Source organism: Sphingomonas sp. M1A8_2b, assembly GCF_053345535.1.
This window is the reverse complement of sequence record NZ_JBKFAH010000002.1, coordinates 311,942-328,682: the sequence shown is the minus strand read 5'-3', so window position 1 is coordinate 328,682 and position 16,741 is coordinate 311,942. Positions and strand designations below refer to the sequence as shown.

Here is a 16,741-nt window from a genome sequence, read left to right as displayed (position 1 = left end):
ACAAGTCATTCTGTGCAGCCCCTTCGACGACAGCGGCGGGGCGATCCTCCCCCGCAAGGGGGAGGTGGCACCGCAGGTGACGGAGGGGGAGGACACGGAACCGACGTTCCCCCACCGCCCCCTCCGTCTGGCAAGGGCCAGACACCTCCCCCTTGCGGGGGAGGATCGTTGTCTAGGCGCCCAGCCCCTGCAGCAGCCTGGGGGTCAGGACCTGCGGGAGGACGGTCGGTTCGGCGGCACCCGGCGCATAATATAGATAGAGCGGCACCCCGGCGCGGTTGTGGGCCTGGATGAAGCGGCCCATCACCGGGTCGCCGTCGGTCCAGTCGCCGATCAGCGCAGCCACCTTGTGCTGGGCGAACGCGTCACGGACGCCCGCCGTGTCGATCGCGGCCTTTTCGTTGACCTTGCACGTTAGACACCAGTCGGCGGTGAAGTACACGAACACTGGGCGCTTCTCCGCACGCAGCGACGCGAGCTTGGCTTCGGTGAACGCTTCGTCGCCGGTGGTCTCGGTCTTTGCGGAGGCGGGCGGCGTTCGCGCGATCAGTAACGCGCTGCCGACGAACACCGCGAGCAACAGGATTTGCGCCACGACGCCGAACGCCTTGCCCTTGCGCTGGCGCGTGCCGCCGATCCAGAGGACCACGCCCACGGCCAGCACCGCGATCAGCGCAAGCGTGAGCGCTTCGACGCCGGTCTGTCGCCCGAGTACCCAGCCGAGCGCGATCGCGGTCAGGAACATCGGCACCGACAGGATGTGGCGAAACGTTTCCATCCACACGCCGGGCTTCGGCAACCACCGCCGCCACGCGGGCACGAACCCGATCGCGAGGAAGGGCAGCGACAAGCCGATCCCGAGCCCGCCGAACACCGCGAGCGCCGCCGGCCACGGCAGCACCAGCGCCGCGCCAAGTGCAGCACCCATGAACGGCCCGGTGCACGGCGTCGCGATGAACGCCGCCAGCGCGCCGGTGGCGAACGCTCCGCTCGCACCGCTTTCACCGGCAAAGCGCGGCGTCGGGACCTCGAACAGCCCGGCGAGATTGAACGCGATCGCTACGCTGAGCAGCAGCAGGACAACGATCGCCGCCGGATGCTGCAACTGAAACGCCCAGCCGACCGCTGATCCGCCTGCGCGCAGGGCCAGGATCGCGGCACCGAGTCCGATGCAGACCAGCACGACGCCCGCGGTGTAGGCCAAGGCCTCGCCGCGCGCGTCCTTCTCGCTCGCACCGCCACGCGCGAGGCTGAGCGCCTTGAGGCTGAGGATCGGGAACACGCACGGCATGATGTTGAGGATCAAGCCGCCCAGCACTGCGCCAGAGAACGCGATCAGCGCGGTCAGCCAGATGCTTTCGGTGGTCGCGCTGGTCGAGGTGCTGCCGGCCGCATCGCCGACCACGCCGGGCATCGCCTTGACCCCGAGCCCCTGCCCTTCGCCGATCCGCAGCACGCCCTCGATCGGGCCGCCGGTCTTGGCATTCGCAGCAAGCTTCGTCTCGATCGTCAACCGGTCGCCGTCACGCGTGACCGTCTGCGCGGCGCCATTCTCGATCGCGCCGGTGGTGACCGGGAAGAAATACGCCTTGTCCACCATCGCGCCTGCCGGGAACGGGATGGCGATCCGCATGGTGCCGTTGTTCGCCGCATAGCTCGCGCCGGCATCGAGTGGCTTCGGAATCGCCTGCCGCCAGCCGGCGAACGCAGCCGCTTGCGATGGCGCGCCGTCACCGATCGTGAGGTCGAGCGACAGCGCCTTTTCCTCGGGTACACAGATCGTCGCGGAGCAGACGAGGTAGCTCGTCTTCAACCGGATCGGGAATTTTGTTCCCGCCGCGAGCCCCGCCGGGACCTGGATCGTCACGAGCGGCGCATAGGGCGCCTCGTAGACGTAATTCATCAGGCCCGCGATCAGCAGCGTGGTCGGCACCGGCCATTCGGGTTCGCCCGCCTTCGCACCGCTCGGCAAAGTCCAGTCGAACGTCGCCGGAAAGCCCGCGTCGCCAGGATTGCGCCAATAGCCGTGCCAGCCGGTTTCGGGGGTCGTTGCCAGTGCGATCGTCAGCGGGGCGCCGGCGTTCGGGTGATCGCTCTCGGCGACCAGCTTCATCATGAGATGCTGGCTGGAGCCGTTCAGCGATTCCGCAAACGTGGGCGTACCCGCCAGCCCGCAAACGGCGAGCAAGACCGTCATCAGGACGCAACGTAATCCGCGCATGGCCATCCTTGTTTCGTTCATCGCGCAAAGCCATAGCGGTGACCTTGTCGTATTGCACTTCAAAGCGACGGCCCCGCTCGATGGTCGTCGCTGGCTAAAGGACTGTTCGTGAAAGCACTTATCGCCGCGCTCCTGCTGACCTCGGCCGCTTCGGTCTCCGCGCAGACGGCACCGCCTCCTGCGGCGACGCCGACCACCCCGCCAAAACTGATCGTCGCGATCTCGGTCGACCAGTTCGCCGCCGATCTGTTCCAGCAATATCGCAATCACTATACCGGCGGCTTCACGCGACTGCTGAACGGCGCGGTGTTCCCGAGCGGCTACCAGAGCCACGCCGCGACCGAGACGTGCCCCGGCCACTCGACGATCCTGACCGGCATGCGACCCGCGCATACCGGGATCATCGCCAACAACTGGATCGACCAGCGTGCCGGGCGGCCCGACAAGATCGTCTATTGCTCGGAGGACGAGCGCGTCACCGGCAGCACGCACGACAGCTACACCGTGTCCGACATGCATCTGAAGGTGCCGACACTCGGCGAGATGATGAAGGCGCGCGATCCACGGACGCGCTCGGTCTCGGTCGCGGGGAAGGATCGCGCGGCGGTGATGATGGGTGGCCACAAGGTCGACGAACTCTGGTGGTGGGACGGCAAGACGTACGTCTCCTATGCCGGCCGCGCGGTACCGCCCGCGGTGCAGCGCACGCGCGATGCGGTCGCCGCGCTGATCGCCAAGCCGCAGGCGGCACTGCCGCTGCCGGGCTATTGCGCGGGCGTGAACCATCCGATCGTCATCGCGGGCAAGACCTACGGCCAGGGGCGCTTCGAGCGCGAGGCGGGCGACGCCAAGGGTTTCCGCGTTTCGCCCGCGTCCGACGCTGCGGTGTTCGCGATGGCGGCCGCGCTGGTCCAGGACATGAAGCTCGGCCAGGGCCCGCAGACCGACATCATCGATATCGGCGCATCGGCGACCGATTACATCGGGCATACCTACGGCACGCAGGGCTCTGAGATGTGCATCCAGATGGCGCAGCTCGACAAGACGCTCGGTGATTTCTTCGCGGTGATGGATGAGACCGGCGTCGATTACGAGGTCGTGCTGACCGCGGATCACGGCGCGCACGATGCGACCGAGCGCCAGCAGCAGCGCGCGATGCCGATGGAGGCGCACATGGACGAAAACGTGCTGGCCAAGCAGGTCGGCACCGCCATCGCCAAGGACATGGGGCTGCCTGGGAGCGTGCTGCTTGGCACCGAGGGCGACGTCTATATCGACGATACGCTGCCGGAGAAGACGCGCGCGAAGGTGCTCGCCGAGGCGTTGCGCCGGTATCGCGCGCTGCCACAGATTGCGGGGGCGTACTCCGCCGCCGAGATCATGGCGACGCCGATGGCGAAGACTCCGCCCGAGACCTGGACGCTGATCGAACGGGCACGCGCGTCGTTCTATCCGGAGCGGTCGGGGCAATTGGTGGTGCTGCTGAAGCCGCGCGTGACGACGATCGTGTCGCCGGCGGGCGGCTATGTCGAGACGCACGGGTCGCCGTGGGATTACGACCGCCGCGTGCCGATCCTGTTCTGGCGCAAGGGGATGACCGGGTTCGAGCAGCCGCTGTCGGTGGAGACGGTGGATATCGTGCCGACCTTGGCGGCGACGATCGGGTTGCCGGTTAGTGGGCTGGACGGGCGGTGCCTGGATCTCGATCCGGGTGCTGCGAGCACCTGCGCTAACTAAGATTGGCCAACGCTCGCAAGTAGCGCTTGTTCTCCCGCGAAGGCGGGAGAACAGACTGGGCTCCCGCCTTCGCGGGAGAACAGCCTTTCAGGTTGGCGCAGTACTTCGGTTCGTGGGTGACGCACCCAGCACGCCACCCTGCCCCTCGTCACCGGGTCTCGAACGCTCGCAATCCCGCACCCAACCGGTTCGCGCCGATCGCCAGCTTGTCGTGGCTGAAGTCGATCAGGAACGCCGGGTTGGTGGTGTCACCAGGCGACAGCCGCGCGTCGTTGGTCTCGACGCGCAGGCCGGTCGACGGATATGTCCGCGCTTCCGCCGCGACGACGATCATGCCGGAATGGTTTTCCTTGTCCTTGCCCTGCACGAAGGTGTTGCGCGCGATCAGGCCGGTCGCGCCTTCGGGGAGATCGATCATGTAGTTGGTCTTGTGCCCCGCGGTATCGTCGAAACTGTTGTCGGTGATCGTGACCGTCGGGCTGCGCAGCTTGACGTAATGCCCGCCATTGCCACGCTCGAACCGCGAATTGGTCACCGAGATGCTGCCCTTGTTGTCGAGATAGATCGAATGCGCGCAGCTCGGCGACTGGTCGCATTGGCCAAGCCCCGAGAAGGTCGACCGATCGATCGTGATCCGCTGGTTGGTCGGCTGGCCGCCGAGAATCCCCTCCTGGCTGTTGAGGAACATCGAATTGGTGACGGTCAGGTCGCCCGATTCGGTGCGGATGCCCGCGCCGTTGCCGTCGGACACGCGGTAGCCGCGGAAGACCAGCCCATCGACGACCGACCCGTTGCCACGCAGCACCAGCGCCGCCTTGTCCTCGCAGGCGACGCTGTCGAAGATCGCCTTGCCGGGCTGGACCGCCTTGAAGGTGATGTGGCCACCCTGCTGGATCGCGCACTGCCGATAGATGCCGGGGGCGATCAGGATCGTCGCGGTCCCCATCCGGATCGACGTCACCGCCTCCTGCAGCGTGGCGAACCCCTGGCCGTTGACGGTGAACGGCGCATTGGTCTGTCCCAGCGCCGGGACGGAGAGCAGCGCGAGCGCCAGCAACGATCGTTTCATGAAATGTCCTTTTGCGGTCACGATACGCAGACCCGTGGGCCGGTACGTTACGACGGCAGCCTATCATCGCCCCTCGCCCTACCCAACAGCTGCCAGCACATCGCCTGTCCCGGAATGGCGCACGAGACTGGGTTCCGTCCGGCGGCAACCGTGTGTATTGCCGCCGCCGTCCCGCTCGCATAATACCGCTACCGTAACGAAGCCGGCGGGGGGAACCGATCGGCGCCGGGGGATTTGCATGCACGCCATGACGCCGACGGAGGTCTTCCTCCTCGCGATACTCATCATCTTTACCGTGCCGTATCTGGTATGGCGGCTTGGGCGAACCGATTACTGGGCGCCGCTTGTGGTGGTGCAGATCTTTGGCGGCATCTTGCTCGGACCGGGCGTGCTCGGCGCGGCATATCCCGACTATTACGCGACGATCTTCACGCCGGCGACGCTGGGATCGCTCAACGGCATCGCGTGGTGGGCGGTGATGATGTTCGTCTGGGTCGCGGGCATCGAACTTGACCTCGGCGAGGCCTGGAAGCGGCGCGGCGAGACCGGCGTGACGGCGGGGTTGGCGCTAGCGGTTCCGCTCATCACCGGCAGCATCGCGGCGGCGTTGATGCTGCGGTATCCCGGCTGGCGCGGGCCGGATGGCGCGACGTGGCAGGTGGTGCTCGGCATCGGCATGGCCTGCGCGGTCACCGCCCTCCCCATCCTCGTCCTCTTTCTCGAAAAGCTCGAGATCCTGCGCGAACCAATCGGCCAGCGGATCCTGCGCTACGCCAGCCTTGACGACATCGCGATCTGGGGCGTGCTCGCGTTGATCCTGCTAGATTGGGAGCGCGTAGGCCGACAGGGTGGTTTTCTCGTCGGGTTCGCGATCGCGACGCTGATCGTGCGCAAACTGATGGCGCGGATCGAGGAGCGGGATCGCTGGTATGTCAGCCTGATCTGGCTCGCGGGCTGCGGGTTTGCAGCCGACTGGGCGGGGCTGCATTTCATGGTCGGCGCGTTCCTGTCCGGGGCGGTACTCGATTCGAAATGGTTCACCACCGCGAAGATGGACCAGTTCCGCCATTTCGTGCTGCTCGCGGTGATGCCGGTGTTCTTCCTCTCGACCGGCCTGAAGACGCAGTGGGCGGTCGGCGGTTACGCGGTGTTCGGCGCGGCGGCGTTGCTGCTGGTCGCGTCGGTCGGCGGCAAGCTCATGGGGGTTCATGCGGCCGGACGGATCCTGAAATGGCGGCCGGGCGAGGCGTCGGCAATCGGCTGGCTGCTCCAGACCAAGGCGCTGATCATGATCATCTTCGTCAACATCCTGCTGGATAAGAAGATCATCACCAACGAGACCTTCACCGCGCTGCTGCTGATGGCGCTGGCGAGCACGATGCTGACCGTGCCGATGGTCGCGCCGAAGTTGAAGAAGCTGGCGGGGTTGGTCGGGAAGAGCGGGTGAGGGACAAGTTGCGATCCTCCCCCGCCAGGGGGAGGTGGCAGGCGTTAGCCTGACGGAGGGGGAGGACACGGAGCAGAGGTTTCGCATGCCTCCCCCTCCGTCGCCTTCGGCGCCACCTCCCCCTGGCGGGGGAGGAACACCTCACCCGCCCGCGTTGAGCAGGTCGTGGCGTTTCAGGGCGTGGCGAAGTTGGTCGTAGCTCAGGCCTAGCGCCTCGGCGGTGGCACGCTGGTTGAAGCGGTGTTCGGACAGCGCGCGAGAGAGCAGGTCGCGTTCGAAGCGGGATACGCGGGACTTGAAGTCAGACGGACCTTCCTCGCACGCAACGACAGGATCTTCGCCGTCGTCTGCCTCGGCCGCGCGTGGGGTCACCACGATAGGCTTCGGCGCAGTCGAAGCACCGGGCCGGTGTGGCGACTGAAACGGGTCGATCTCGATCGCATCGATCGGCCCCGCCTGCTCCCAACGATACACCGCGCGCTCGACGACGTTGCGGAGTTCGCGGACGTTGCCCGGCCAGGTATACGCGATCAACGCATCCATCGCCGCGGGGCCGAATCCCTCCCAGCGTTCGTGGCCAAGTTCGGACGCCATCCGCCGCCCGAAATGCTCGGCGAGCACGACCACATCGCCGGTTCGCGCGCGCAGAGGCGGCAACGTCACCACCTCGAACGACAGCCGGTCGAGCAGATCGGCGCGGAACTCGTGCCGGTCGACCTTGTCGGGCAGATGCTCGTTGGTCGCGGCGACGATCCGAACGTCGACGCGCATCGGCCGCGAGGAGCCGATCCGGGTGATCTCGCCATACTCGACCGCGCGCAGCAGCCGGTCCTGCGCGGCCATCGACAGCGTGCCGAGTTCGTCGAGGAACAGCGTGCCACCATCGGCCTCCTCGAACCGCCCGACCCGCGCCTTGGTCGCGCCGGTGAACGCGCCTGCCTCATGCCCGAACAATTCCGCCTCGATCAGCGTCTCGGGCAACGCCGCGCAGTTCATGATCACCAGCGGCTGATCCCACCGCGGCGACAGGCGGTGGAGGCGTTCAGCGACCAGTTCCTTGCCCGTGCCGCGCTCGCCGATCACCAGCACCGGACGGTCCAGCGCCGCCGCCCGCGACGCGCGTTCGAGCGCCGCCATGAACGTACCGGACTCGCCGATGACCTGGGTTGTTCGCTCCATGGCGAAGATGTGGCGCGAATTCCCAACTCTTGGCAAGCTTCCGCCACCGCTCAACCGCCCGAAATCGCGCAAACCCCTGCAATTCCGCCATTTTCGAAACTGGCACGACAGATGCAAAGCTTCAGGCAACCCGCCGAATAGCGGAACCAACCAGTCTTAAAGGGGACCCACCATGTTCAACACCACCATCGCCCGCACCGTCGCCGCCACCCTCTGCACCATCGTCGTCAGCGCAACCTGCGTCCTCGGCGCAGTCGGGCCCGCCATCGCAACCAACACAACGCCCATCGCGGTCCATACCGCAATCGTGGCATAAGACCCCGAAGGCTTAGAGCCTCGGGCCGACCCCTGGAGTAGGATTTACATGGGCATCTTTTCCCGCACCCGCGACATCGTCGCCGCCAACTTCGCCGATCTCATCGAGAAGGCCGAAGACCCGTCGAAGATGATCCGCATGATCATCCTCGAGATGGAGGAGACTTTGGTCGAGGTTCGCGCCTCCGCCGCACGCACCATCGCCGACCAGAAGGAGATGCGTCGCCATATCTCGAAGCTGGAGCAGCTCCAGGACAATTGGACCGAAAAGGCCGAACTGGCGCTGAGCAAGGACCGCGAGGACCTTGCCAAGGCAGCCCTGGTGGAACGCCAGAAGGCGTTCGACATGGCCGAGCAGCTCAAGGCCGAGGTCGGCGTGCTCGACGATGCGCTGCGTGCATCCGAAGAGGACATCGCCAAGCTCCAGACCAAGCTCCGCGAGGCGCGCACCAAGCAGAACGCGGTGCAGACCAGGCTCGAAAGCGCGAACAACCGCACCCGGCTTCGCGAGATGTACAACGGCCCGAAGACGCACGAGGCGTTCAGCCGCTTCGAGATCCTCGACCGCCGCGTCGACGAGGCCGAGGGCCGCGCGGACGCGATGGGGCTCGGGGTCGTCAAGACGCTCGAAGAGGAAATCGCCGAGCTGCGCAGCGACGACAAGGTCAACGCCCAGCTCGCCGCGCTCAAGGCGCGCATGAAGAAGGACGATTGAGATGGATGAACTGACCCCCGTTCTCGTCTGCGCCGTGCTGTTCATCGGGCTGCCGTGGGTGATCCTGCACTACATCACCAAGTGGAAGCAGGCCCCGCGGATCACCGAGGAGGACGAGAAGTTGCTCGACGAGATGCAAGCACTCGCGCGCCGTCTGGAGGACCGCGTGATGACCGTCGAACGGATCATCGCCGCCGACAATCCCGACTGGAAGCCGGGTCTCGGCACCACGCAATCGCCGTATCTGTCGGACCGTCCGTCCGACCGCTCGCAAGATCGGAGGAATTGAAATGTCCGGCAGCCGCACACAGTTTTACCTCGATAAGCAGAACGCCAAGTGGAAGGGCGTCTGCGCCGGGATCGCCGACTATACCGGCGTCGACGTGCTCTTCGTCCGTGTCGCGATGGTCGTGCTCACGCTTGCCGGGGGCTTCCCCTGGACGCTGCTGGCCTATTGGATGGTAGCGTGGATGGGCCACGCGAAGCCGATCGGCCTGTACGAGACACCCGATGACGCGAAGTTCTGGCAGGGCGTCCGCTCGAACCCGAAGCGCTCGACCGCCGAAGTCCGCAGCAAGTTTCGCGACATCGACCGCCGCCTCGCCGACATCGAGACGCACTACACCAGCCGCTCCGGCAACAGCCTAGCGGCAGAGATCGACAGCCTGCGCTGAGACGCGGCGTCAACAGGGAGACTGACGATGGATTGGGCTTTGATGATACCGATCGTGGCGATTTCGGTGGGACCGATCGCCTGGGTCGCCAACAACTGGATCCGCGCGAAGCATGGCTTCGAACCGGAGGCACGCGGCCGCAAACGGCGGCGTGAGGGCGATGTCGACGGTGACCGCAAGGTGCTGCTGCTCAGCAATGAGAACGAGCGACTCACCGGCCAGGTGTCACGGCTCGAAGAGCGGATCGCGGTCCTCGAACGCATCGCCACCGATCCCGCCGAGCGCACCGCGCGCGAGATCGAAGCGCTTCGCGACCGCTAAGCCCAAGACGTTGGAGAAATACCGATGAATCCCTTTTCCATGGTCGTCTGCATCGTCCTGATCGTGATGGCCGCCAAGGTCCTGAACGCCCGGTACCGCGCGATGGGGACGATCCAGCAGAACCCCGTCGACAGCATCGACACGCTGCGGCTGCGCGACGAAGTGCAGCAGATGAAGGAGCGCATCCAGGTGCTGGAGCGCGTGATCACCGACAACCACAAGAGCGTCGATCTCGACCGAGAGATCGAGCGGCTCCGCGACCGCTAGGAGGCGGACATGATCGACCCGAATCTTTACATCACCTTGGCGCTGGCGAGCCTCGCGGGGCTGGCGATGATCGTCGCCGGCGGACTGGCCGGATGGCGCGGATGGCTTTCGCTGCGACGGCTGGAACTGGATCACGCGCAGGACGGCCGGATGCCGGTCGCGGTGTCGACCGGATCGCGGATCGAAATCGCCGATCTGAAGGAGCGCATCAAGAAATTGGAGGCGATTGCCGCCGGGGTGGATCTTTAGGGCCTCATCGTGAGAAGCAAACCACCCCGGCGGAGGCCGGAGCTCAATTGGGGGACGGCTATGACGAAGTTAGCCCGTCATCATACCCACCTCTCCAGTTGGGCCCGGCCTTCGCCGGGGTGGTAGACCTCAATGCTGGGGGTCGGTCGTATCAGGTAGTTGATGCGCTACCTTCGACCAGCTACCGCCGCTTCCATGGCCACCCTCACCGACATCCGCGAGGAATATGACTTCCTCGAACCCGACGATCGCTACCGCCTGCTGATCGACCTCGGCAAAGAACTCGAACCGATGCCGGATGCGTTGAAAACGGATGCGACGCTGGTGCGGGGGTGTTCGGCATCGGTGTGGGTGTATCCGACCAAGACCGATGACGGTCGGTTGCACTTCCTGGCAGATTCGAATGCGGCGATCACCAAGGGGATCATCGCGCTGGTGTTGCTGACGGTGCAGGATCAGGCGCCCGGCGATATCGTCGCGACCGACATCAAGGCGCAACTGGCGCCGTTCGACCTGAGCAAGCAGCTGAGTTCGAACCGGACGCAGGGGATCCCGAACATGATCGCGCTGATCCGCGAGACGGCGGAGCGGTACGCCGAATAAAGTGCCCTCACCCTTCCCACCCGGCAAGCGCCGGTCGGGCCCCTTCCCTCTCCCCTCAGGGGAGAGGGAGAGACGCCGAAGGCGGCGAGGGTGAGGGCCCGCTAGCGGTCAGTGACGCGACGACCTCGCCCACGTCAGTCCCAGCGGGCACCAGCATCCAGCGATCCGGCCGAGCCCCGTCCACCATCACAACCGCGTTCTTGGGGCAAACCCCGAGGCATTTGACCTCGACCACGCCGCGGTCCGCCTTGCGGCCTTTCTTTACGCCAAGCGCCTGACGCAGCAGCTTTACCAGCGGTGTCCGCCCCTTGTCGCCGAACCCGCCGTCCAACTTTTTCGAACATTTGACGCAGACCAGCACGCTGCCCTGCCAGCGGCTGGGGAGAACGCGGATCACGCCGGTTTCCACGTCCGCTGATCCTCGGCTGCCTTGAGCACCTCATAGGCCGCCTGCACACCCTGGAAACGCTTTGCAGCGTCCTTGTCGCCGGGGCGCACGTCCGGGTGATTAGCCTTCGCCATCCGCCGCCATGCCGCGCGCACGTCCTCGAACGTCGCATCGGGTTCGAGGTCCAGCACCTCAAGCGCGCGCATCTCGTCGCGCGACCGACTGCCGTCACCCGAGCCTGCCCAGGCGTAATGCTTGGGATCGGTATAGCCGTCCGCCGTCCGCGTCTCGGCCGCCTCCCGTTCCGCGGCTTCCTCCGCACTCAAGCCTTCGAAGTAATTCCACCCGCGATTATATTCGCCTGCGTGGTTCATGCAGAAATACCAGCGGTCCGGGCTGTTCGGCGATTTTGGCGCAGGACAATTGCCCGGCTCGTTGCAGCCATGCCGGTCGCACAGCCGGACGGTCACCGCCTCGCTGCTCGCGCCATATTCGCGCCAGCGTGGAAAACCCCAGTCGGAAGATCGTGTCGTGCTTCTCGCCATAGCGGCCCGAAATAGGCGTCCGCGCGGACAACGCAACCGCGGGCATCGAACTGGGCCGAAACTCGTCCGGTCCAACTATCTTCCGCGCCGCAACATTCCAACTTGAGTCAGCCGCCGTTCATCGCCTACTGAACATGAACTATTTGTCATGTGGCATGGATAGACGCGTCCGGTGCGGACGTATTCCCAGCCGACACCTTAGCGACAGGAGCCCTGGTGCCGACTCTCATTCCAAAGCTTACCACGTGGCGCGCGGATCTTCCCGCCTCCATCGTCGTCGCGCTCGTCGCGCTACCGCTCTGTCTCGGCGTCGCGCTGGCATCGGGTGCGCCGTTGTTCGCCGGCATCATCTCCGGCATCGTCGGCGGTATCGCCGTCGGCCTGTTCTCGAAGTCGCCGCTGTCGGTCAGCGGCCCGGCCGCCGGCCTGACGGTGATCGTGCTCACCGCGATCGAGAGCATGCCGAGCTATCAGATGTTCCTGATGGCGGTCGTGCTCGCCGGCGTGCTCCAGATCTGTTTCTCGCTGACCCGCGCAGGCATCCTCAGCGAGTTCGTGCCGTCGTCGGTCATTACCGGCATGCTCGCGGCGATCGGCCTGATCCTGATCCTCAAGCAGATCCCGCACGCAGTGGGGTTCGACCGTGAAGCCGAGGGTATCTTCGAATTCACGACCGCGAACGGCATCAATACCTTCACACGGATCTTCGACAGCCTGAGCGCAGCCGTGACGCCGGGGGCGATCCTGATCGCATCAATCAGCCTCGCGTTCCTGTTCTGGTGGGACGGCGCCAAGCCGAAGGACGGCCCGTTGCGCTTCGTCCCCGGCCCGCTGGTCGTGGTGCTGATCGGCATCTTCGGCAACATGCTGTTGGGCGTCGTGAAGCCCGACTGGCAGCTCCAGGCGACGCACCTCGTTCAGGTCCCTATCACGCAGACGCTGTCGCAATTCCCGTCGCTGTTCACCTTCCCCGACTTCTCCGGGATCACCATGGGCATCGTCTGGAGCAGCGCGGTCACGCTCGCGATCGTCGCCAGCCTTGAGTCATTGCTGAGCGTCAAGGCAGTCGACGAGATCGATCCGCGCCGCCGATCGACTGACAAGAACTGGGAACTGATGGCGCAGGGCGGCGGCAATATCCTGTCCGGCCTGATCGGCGGCCTGCCTGTGACGTCAGTGATCGTCCGCTCGTCGGCCAACGTCGATTCGAAGGCCGAGAGCAAACTGTCGACGATCCTGCACGGCTTCTGGCTGCTGGTCAGCGTCGCGCTTATCCCCGCGGTGCTTAACCTGATCCCGCTGTCGGCGCTCGCCGCGGTGCTGATCGCGACCGGCTACAAGCTGACCAAGCCCAAGCTGTTCAAGGAACGCTTCCAGCAGGGCTGGACGCAGTTCATCCCGTTCGTCGTCACGGTCGGCGCGATCTTGTTCACCGACCTGCTCGAGGGCATCGTCATCGGCCTTGCGGTCGGCTTCGTGTTCGTCGTCGCGCGCAACTTCCGTACCGCGATTACCTTTGCCTGCGACGACGAGGATTGCCTCGTCCGCGCACGCCGCAACCTGTATTTCATCCACAAATACGAATTGCAGAAGGCGCTCGCCAAGGTGCCTGACAACGCCAATCTGCTGATCGACCTATCGTCGACCAGCTATGTCGATCTCGATAACGTCGACATCATCAACGCGTTCATCAAGGGCGCGCAGTATCGTGGTATCACCGTGCTGATCCGCGGAGACCTCGCGATGCGCACGGTGAAGCTGATCAACGCCCCCCAGACCGAGGTCCGTTTCGCATGAGGCAATACAAGCAGCTCCTGCTCGCCAATAAGGCGTGGTCGGCCGAGATCATCGAGGAAAGCGCCGACTTCTTCCAGCGCCAGCTCGTCGGGCAGAACCCGGAGTTCCTGTGGATCGGCTGTTCCGACAGCCGCGTCAGCCCGGAACAGATGACCATGACGCCGCCGGGCAACATGTTCATCCACCGCAACATCGCCAATCTGGTCAACGACGACGACATGAACCTGATGTCGGTGCTGCAATATGCGGTCGACGTGCTCGGCGTGCGGCACATCATCATCTGCGGCCATTATGCGTGCGGCGGGATCCGCGCGACGCTCGACGGCGGTACGAGCGGCGCCGTGGACGACTGGCTCTCGACCGCGCGCGGCGTCCTGCACGACCATGCGGATGAGATCGATGCGCAGCCCGACCGCGAACAGAAGGTCAACCGGCTGGTCGAGGTCAACGTCCGCGACCAGCTGATCCGGCTCGCGCGTACGGCGACGATCCAGGGCGCGTTCGCCCGCGGACAGGAAGTGCTGCTGCACGGCTGGGTCTACGATATCCGCGACGGCCTGATCAAACCGATGATGGAAATCGATTCGAAGACCGTGCTCGAAGAGATCGGCCGGCCGGACAAGGTGCTGGTGTAAGCCGAGAGGGCTGCAATACCCCCAAATCCTCCCCCGCCAGGGGGAGGTGGGAGGCGTCAGCCTGACGGATAGGGAGGTAAGCGAAAACCTCTGGCCCGTATCCTCCCCTTCCGTCTGGCAAGTGCCAGCCCCCGTGGCGGGGAGGACAACATCAGAACCTTACCCCGGCAGCTTGAACCGCACGTTTTGCGACAGGCCGCCGCAACCGACGCCGCCATCGGGCCGGAACGTCTTGGTGTATCGTGCGCCCGCGATCGTCTGCACGCCGGCCTTGGTGAACACGAACGGGGGGTAGCTCAGCACGGCGCGCTGGTTGAGAACCTTGCCGTCGGCGCCGACGTCGAACTGCGTCTTGGTCCACCCTTCGAAACCCCAAGCCGCCGCCTCGTTGGGGAATGTGCCGCCAGCCGACAGGAATCGTGGCGGCGCGTCGAGAATCGCACACTGGTTCGCGGCCAGCCCAGATCGGTCGAACGTCGCACGCGCCATGGCCGTATCGCCCGCTTGTTGCTGGAGCGAGGCTAGACGGATCAGCGCCCCGACACGCATGGGGTCGTTCGCAGCCAGTCCCTTGTCGTCCGCCACCTGCTGCAACAGCACAGCACGGCGGTTTCGCGTACTGGTCCACTCGGCAATCAGCAAAAGGATCGCCGACCGTGCCTTCGGATCGTTCGCATAGACCGGCATCGACAGCAGCGGCGTGACGGCGCGGGTAAACGCCCCGTCCTTCCAGCTATCCGCACTGGCCGTCACGCGCACGCTGATATCGAGCGGCAGTCTTGCCGATGCGGGCGCGCCCTGCGCTTCGGCGATCGCGAGTGCGCGCCTCGCGAATACGTTGGACTCCTCGCGGCCGACGACTGCATTATTGACCAACTGGTACAGCGGCGGCAGCGTCGCGAGCGAATTGGGTCCGGACTTCACCTCTGCAGCAGCGAGCGCCGCACGCTGGCGGACGACCGCGACGGCATCCGCCCCACGTTCCTCGGTCGGTAGCGAAAGCCCCTTCGATTCGAGCCATGTCGCCATATCGGCATCGAGGAACTTGCCGATCGACGGGCGCTCGAACGCCGTCGAACAGCGCATCTCGACCCGCACATTATACCGGAAAAACGCCGGGAACGCCTTCACCTGCTCGGGCGTCCATGACCAGTCACGCACCGATCGAGCGAATTCGAGCGCAACCGCGCCGCCCCCCGCGGCGTAGATCGGCGACACCGCGCTGACCGCACCGTCGTCGCCGACGGTGAATTCGACCACCGCCATGTCGGCAGGCCGGAGATCGGCCTCGCCGCCACAAGGCGGCACGTCCATCTGCACCGCCGGGTCGAATTCGCCCTTGGTCAGCCGCCCCGCCCCGGTCATCGCCATATAGCGTCGCGCATCCTCCGGCTTGCCCGCCAGCAGCGAAGCGATCGCCGCATCCGATCGTGCGGACACATCGCTGATATCGGTCTTCGAGGTCAGCCCGCCCATCTGCTTGACCGCCTCAACCGCGTAGACCCGCGCCGGCTCGAAGGCACCGCGGTTGAGCAGCAGGATCGCATGACGACGTGCGATCAGCGCCTTCAGCTTGGCGTCGGTCGGCACCGACTTCACCAGCGCATCGACGCGGGCCAGCGCCGCGTCCGCCGCGGCGGGATCGGTAAAGGTCTTGGTCTCGGCCAACGCCAGCATCGACGCGGCCTTCATCGATGCCTCGGGGGCGGCGGTCTCCGCGCTCGCATACGCGTCGCTCGCCCCGGCATAATCGAGCGCGGTCTGCGCGATGATGCCGAGGTTGAAATACGCCCGCCAGCGATCCTCGGCGAGCGTCGGATCGGTCGCCGGCAACAGTTTCAGCCCGGCCCGCGCCGCCGCGACCGCATCGTCCGACCGGTCGAGCTTGAACAGCGCCGCGCTCTTGCGGATCAGCGCAACGCCCAGACTGCGCGAGCCGGGCCTGGTCCGCGCTTCGAGCTTTTGCCAGGCCGCCAGCGCCGCCACCTTGTCGCCCTTGGTATCGAGCGCCGCCGCCGCGTCGAAATCCTGCTGCAGCGTCGTCGCGGCAGGCGCCTGGGCGATCCCCTGAACCGCCGCGGCGGACACCGCCACGATGCCCACACCGATCATGCCCACTCTGTCGAACCGCATCACATCCCCCGAACCCATTTCGAGGCAGTCTGCGATGCTTTGAGAAAGGATGCCAGAGGGTCTGTAAGCCGGGTTCTGTCCATTTCCGACCCTTCGGTCGAAAGTTAGGCGACCATTCCTCTAGGACGACGGTTGCCCGCCGCCTCAAGCAATCAACCCGGGTGACGAGCTGAAACGAAGCCCATGTGCCACCCCTATTCGATCTTGCTCCCGGTGGGGTTTGCCGTGCCGCCCCTGTTACCAGGCGCGCGGTGCGCTCTTACCGCACCCTTTCACTCTGACCGCCCCGACCGAAGCCGAGGGTTGGCCGTCTGCTCTCTGTGGCACTTTCCCTAAGGTCACCCTCGCCGGGCGTTACCCGGCACCGTCGTTTCGCGGAGCCCGGACTTTCCTCGCGGATGCCATTACAGCATCCCCGCGGTCGCCCGACCCTCTGGCGCGCAAAG

General features: G+C 65.6%; 18 protein-coding genes and 1 other RNA gene. 12 read left to right on the top strand and 7 right to left on the bottom strand.

Annotated features, from left to right (window positions below; translation table 11 throughout):
* Positions 1–172: 172 nt before the first annotated feature.
* Complete coding sequence (locus tag ACLBWL_RS09905; protein ID WP_447792576.1) at positions 173–2,221, bottom strand: protein-disulfide reductase DsbD family protein; 2,049 nt, start codon at positions 2,219–2,221, stop codon at positions 173–175.
* 108 nt (positions 2,222–2,329) lie between these two features.
* Between ACLBWL_RS09905 and ACLBWL_RS09900 the strand changes: the two genes are divergently transcribed.
* Entirely contained in the window at positions 2,330–3,958 is a 1,629-nt protein-coding gene (locus tag ACLBWL_RS09900; RefSeq protein ID WP_447792574.1) for an alkaline phosphatase family protein, read from the top strand.
* 148 nt (positions 3,959–4,106) lie between these two features.
* Here the strand turns inward: ACLBWL_RS09900 and ACLBWL_RS09895 are convergent, their stop codons facing one another.
* On the bottom strand, positions 4,107–5,027 hold the full coding sequence (locus ACLBWL_RS09895; RefSeq protein WP_447792572.1) for a right-handed parallel beta-helix repeat-containing protein: 921 nt from the start codon (positions 5,025–5,027) through the stop codon (positions 4,107–4,109).
* Between the two features lie 238 nt (positions 5,028–5,265).
* Here ACLBWL_RS09895 and ACLBWL_RS09890 point away from each other — a divergent pair, with 238 nt between their 5' ends.
* On the top strand, positions 5,266–6,474 hold the full coding sequence (locus ACLBWL_RS09890; RefSeq protein ID WP_447792570.1) for a cation:proton antiporter: 1,209 nt from the start codon (positions 5,266–5,268) through the stop codon (positions 6,472–6,474).
* Between the two features lie 141 nt (positions 6,475–6,615).
* Here the strand turns inward: ACLBWL_RS09890 and pspF are convergent, their stop codons facing one another.
* Positions 6,616–7,653, bottom strand: a complete 1,038-nt coding sequence (gene pspF, locus ACLBWL_RS09885) for a phage shock protein operon transcriptional activator (protein WP_447792568.1) — start codon at positions 7,651–7,653, stop codon at positions 6,616–6,618.
* A 172-nt stretch (positions 7,654–7,825) separates the two neighbouring features.
* Here pspF and ACLBWL_RS09880 point away from each other — a divergent pair, with 172 nt between their 5' ends.
* From ACLBWL_RS09880 to ACLBWL_RS09845, 8 genes are all read left to right on the top strand, one after another.
* Entirely contained in the window at positions 7,826–7,969 is a 144-nt protein-coding gene (locus tag ACLBWL_RS09880) for a hypothetical protein (protein WP_447792566.1), read from the top strand.
* Positions 7,970–8,017: 48 nt separating this feature from the next.
* Positions 8,018–8,683 (top strand): phage shock protein PspA, encoded by a 666-nt coding sequence (gene pspA, locus ACLBWL_RS09875; protein ID WP_187502363.1) that lies wholly within the window; start codon positions 8,018–8,020, stop codon positions 8,681–8,683.
* Between the two features lies 1 nt (position 8,684).
* Positions 8,685–8,972, top strand: a complete 288-nt coding sequence (gene pspB / locus ACLBWL_RS09870) for an envelope stress response membrane protein PspB (RefSeq protein WP_447792563.1) — start codon at positions 8,685–8,687, stop codon at positions 8,970–8,972.
* Position 8,973: 1 nt separating this feature from the next.
* Entirely contained in the window at positions 8,974–9,357 is a 384-nt protein-coding gene (pspC, locus tag ACLBWL_RS09865) for an envelope stress response membrane protein PspC (RefSeq protein WP_447792561.1), read from the top strand.
* Between the two features lie 42 nt (positions 9,358–9,399).
* Positions 9,400–9,678 (top strand): hypothetical protein, encoded by a 279-nt coding sequence (locus ACLBWL_RS09860; protein ID WP_447792559.1) that lies wholly within the window; start codon positions 9,400–9,402, stop codon positions 9,676–9,678.
* Between the two features lie 24 nt (positions 9,679–9,702).
* Entirely contained in the window at positions 9,703–9,945 is a 243-nt protein-coding gene (locus tag ACLBWL_RS09855; RefSeq protein ID WP_132740020.1) for a hypothetical protein, read from the top strand.
* 9 nt (positions 9,946–9,954) lie between these two features.
* Positions 9,955–10,194, top strand: coding sequence for a hypothetical protein (locus tag ACLBWL_RS09850; protein WP_423322653.1), 240 nt, complete (start codon positions 9,955–9,957; stop codon positions 10,192–10,194).
* A 195-nt stretch (positions 10,195–10,389) separates the two neighbouring features.
* On the top strand, positions 10,390–10,797 hold the full coding sequence (locus ACLBWL_RS09845; protein ID WP_447792556.1) for a SufE family protein: 408 nt from the start codon (positions 10,390–10,392) through the stop codon (positions 10,795–10,797).
* 55 nt (positions 10,798–10,852) lie between these two features.
* Here the strand turns inward: ACLBWL_RS09845 and ACLBWL_RS09840 are convergent, their stop codons facing one another.
* The gene (locus tag ACLBWL_RS09840) at positions 10,853–11,194 is read right to left on the bottom strand and encodes a (2Fe-2S) ferredoxin domain-containing protein (RefSeq protein ID WP_447792554.1); all 342 of its coding nucleotides are present in this window, start codon (positions 11,192–11,194) and stop codon (positions 10,853–10,855) included.
* The gene (locus tag ACLBWL_RS09835) at positions 11,191–11,730 is read right to left on the bottom strand and encodes a J domain-containing protein (protein ID WP_447792552.1); all 540 of its coding nucleotides are present in this window, start codon (positions 11,728–11,730) and stop codon (positions 11,191–11,193) included. The genes ACLBWL_RS09840 and ACLBWL_RS09835 overlap by 4 nt, the downstream gene beginning before the upstream one ends.
* Before the next feature lie 216 nt (positions 11,731–11,946).
* Here ACLBWL_RS09835 and ACLBWL_RS09830 point away from each other — a divergent pair, with 216 nt between their 5' ends.
* Both ACLBWL_RS09830 and ACLBWL_RS09825 read left to right on the top strand, forming a co-directional pair.
* Positions 11,947–13,527 (top strand): SulP family inorganic anion transporter, encoded by a 1,581-nt coding sequence (locus ACLBWL_RS09830; RefSeq protein WP_132896798.1) that lies wholly within the window; start codon positions 11,947–11,949, stop codon positions 13,525–13,527.
* Positions 13,524–14,162 carry a carbonic anhydrase gene (locus ACLBWL_RS09825; protein ID WP_447792549.1) on the top strand — a complete coding sequence of 213 codons (639 nt, stop codon included), beginning with the start codon at positions 13,524–13,526 and terminating at the stop codon, positions 14,160–14,162. Before ACLBWL_RS09830 ends, ACLBWL_RS09825 begins: the two co-directional genes overlap by 4 nt.
* Positions 14,163–14,321: 159 nt before the next feature.
* Here ACLBWL_RS09825 and ACLBWL_RS09820 read toward each other — a convergent pair whose 3' ends face one another.
* Together ACLBWL_RS09820 and rnpB are read right to left on the bottom strand one after the other, a co-directional pair.
* On the bottom strand, positions 14,322–16,295 hold the full coding sequence (locus ACLBWL_RS09820) for a hypothetical protein (protein ID WP_447792547.1): 1,974 nt from the start codon (positions 16,293–16,295) through the stop codon (positions 14,322–14,324).
* Positions 16,296–16,343: 48 nt separating this feature from the next.
* Positions 16,344–16,732: RNase P RNA component class A (rnpB, locus tag ACLBWL_RS09815), an RNA gene on the bottom strand.
* Positions 16,733–16,741 lie beyond the last annotated feature (9 nt).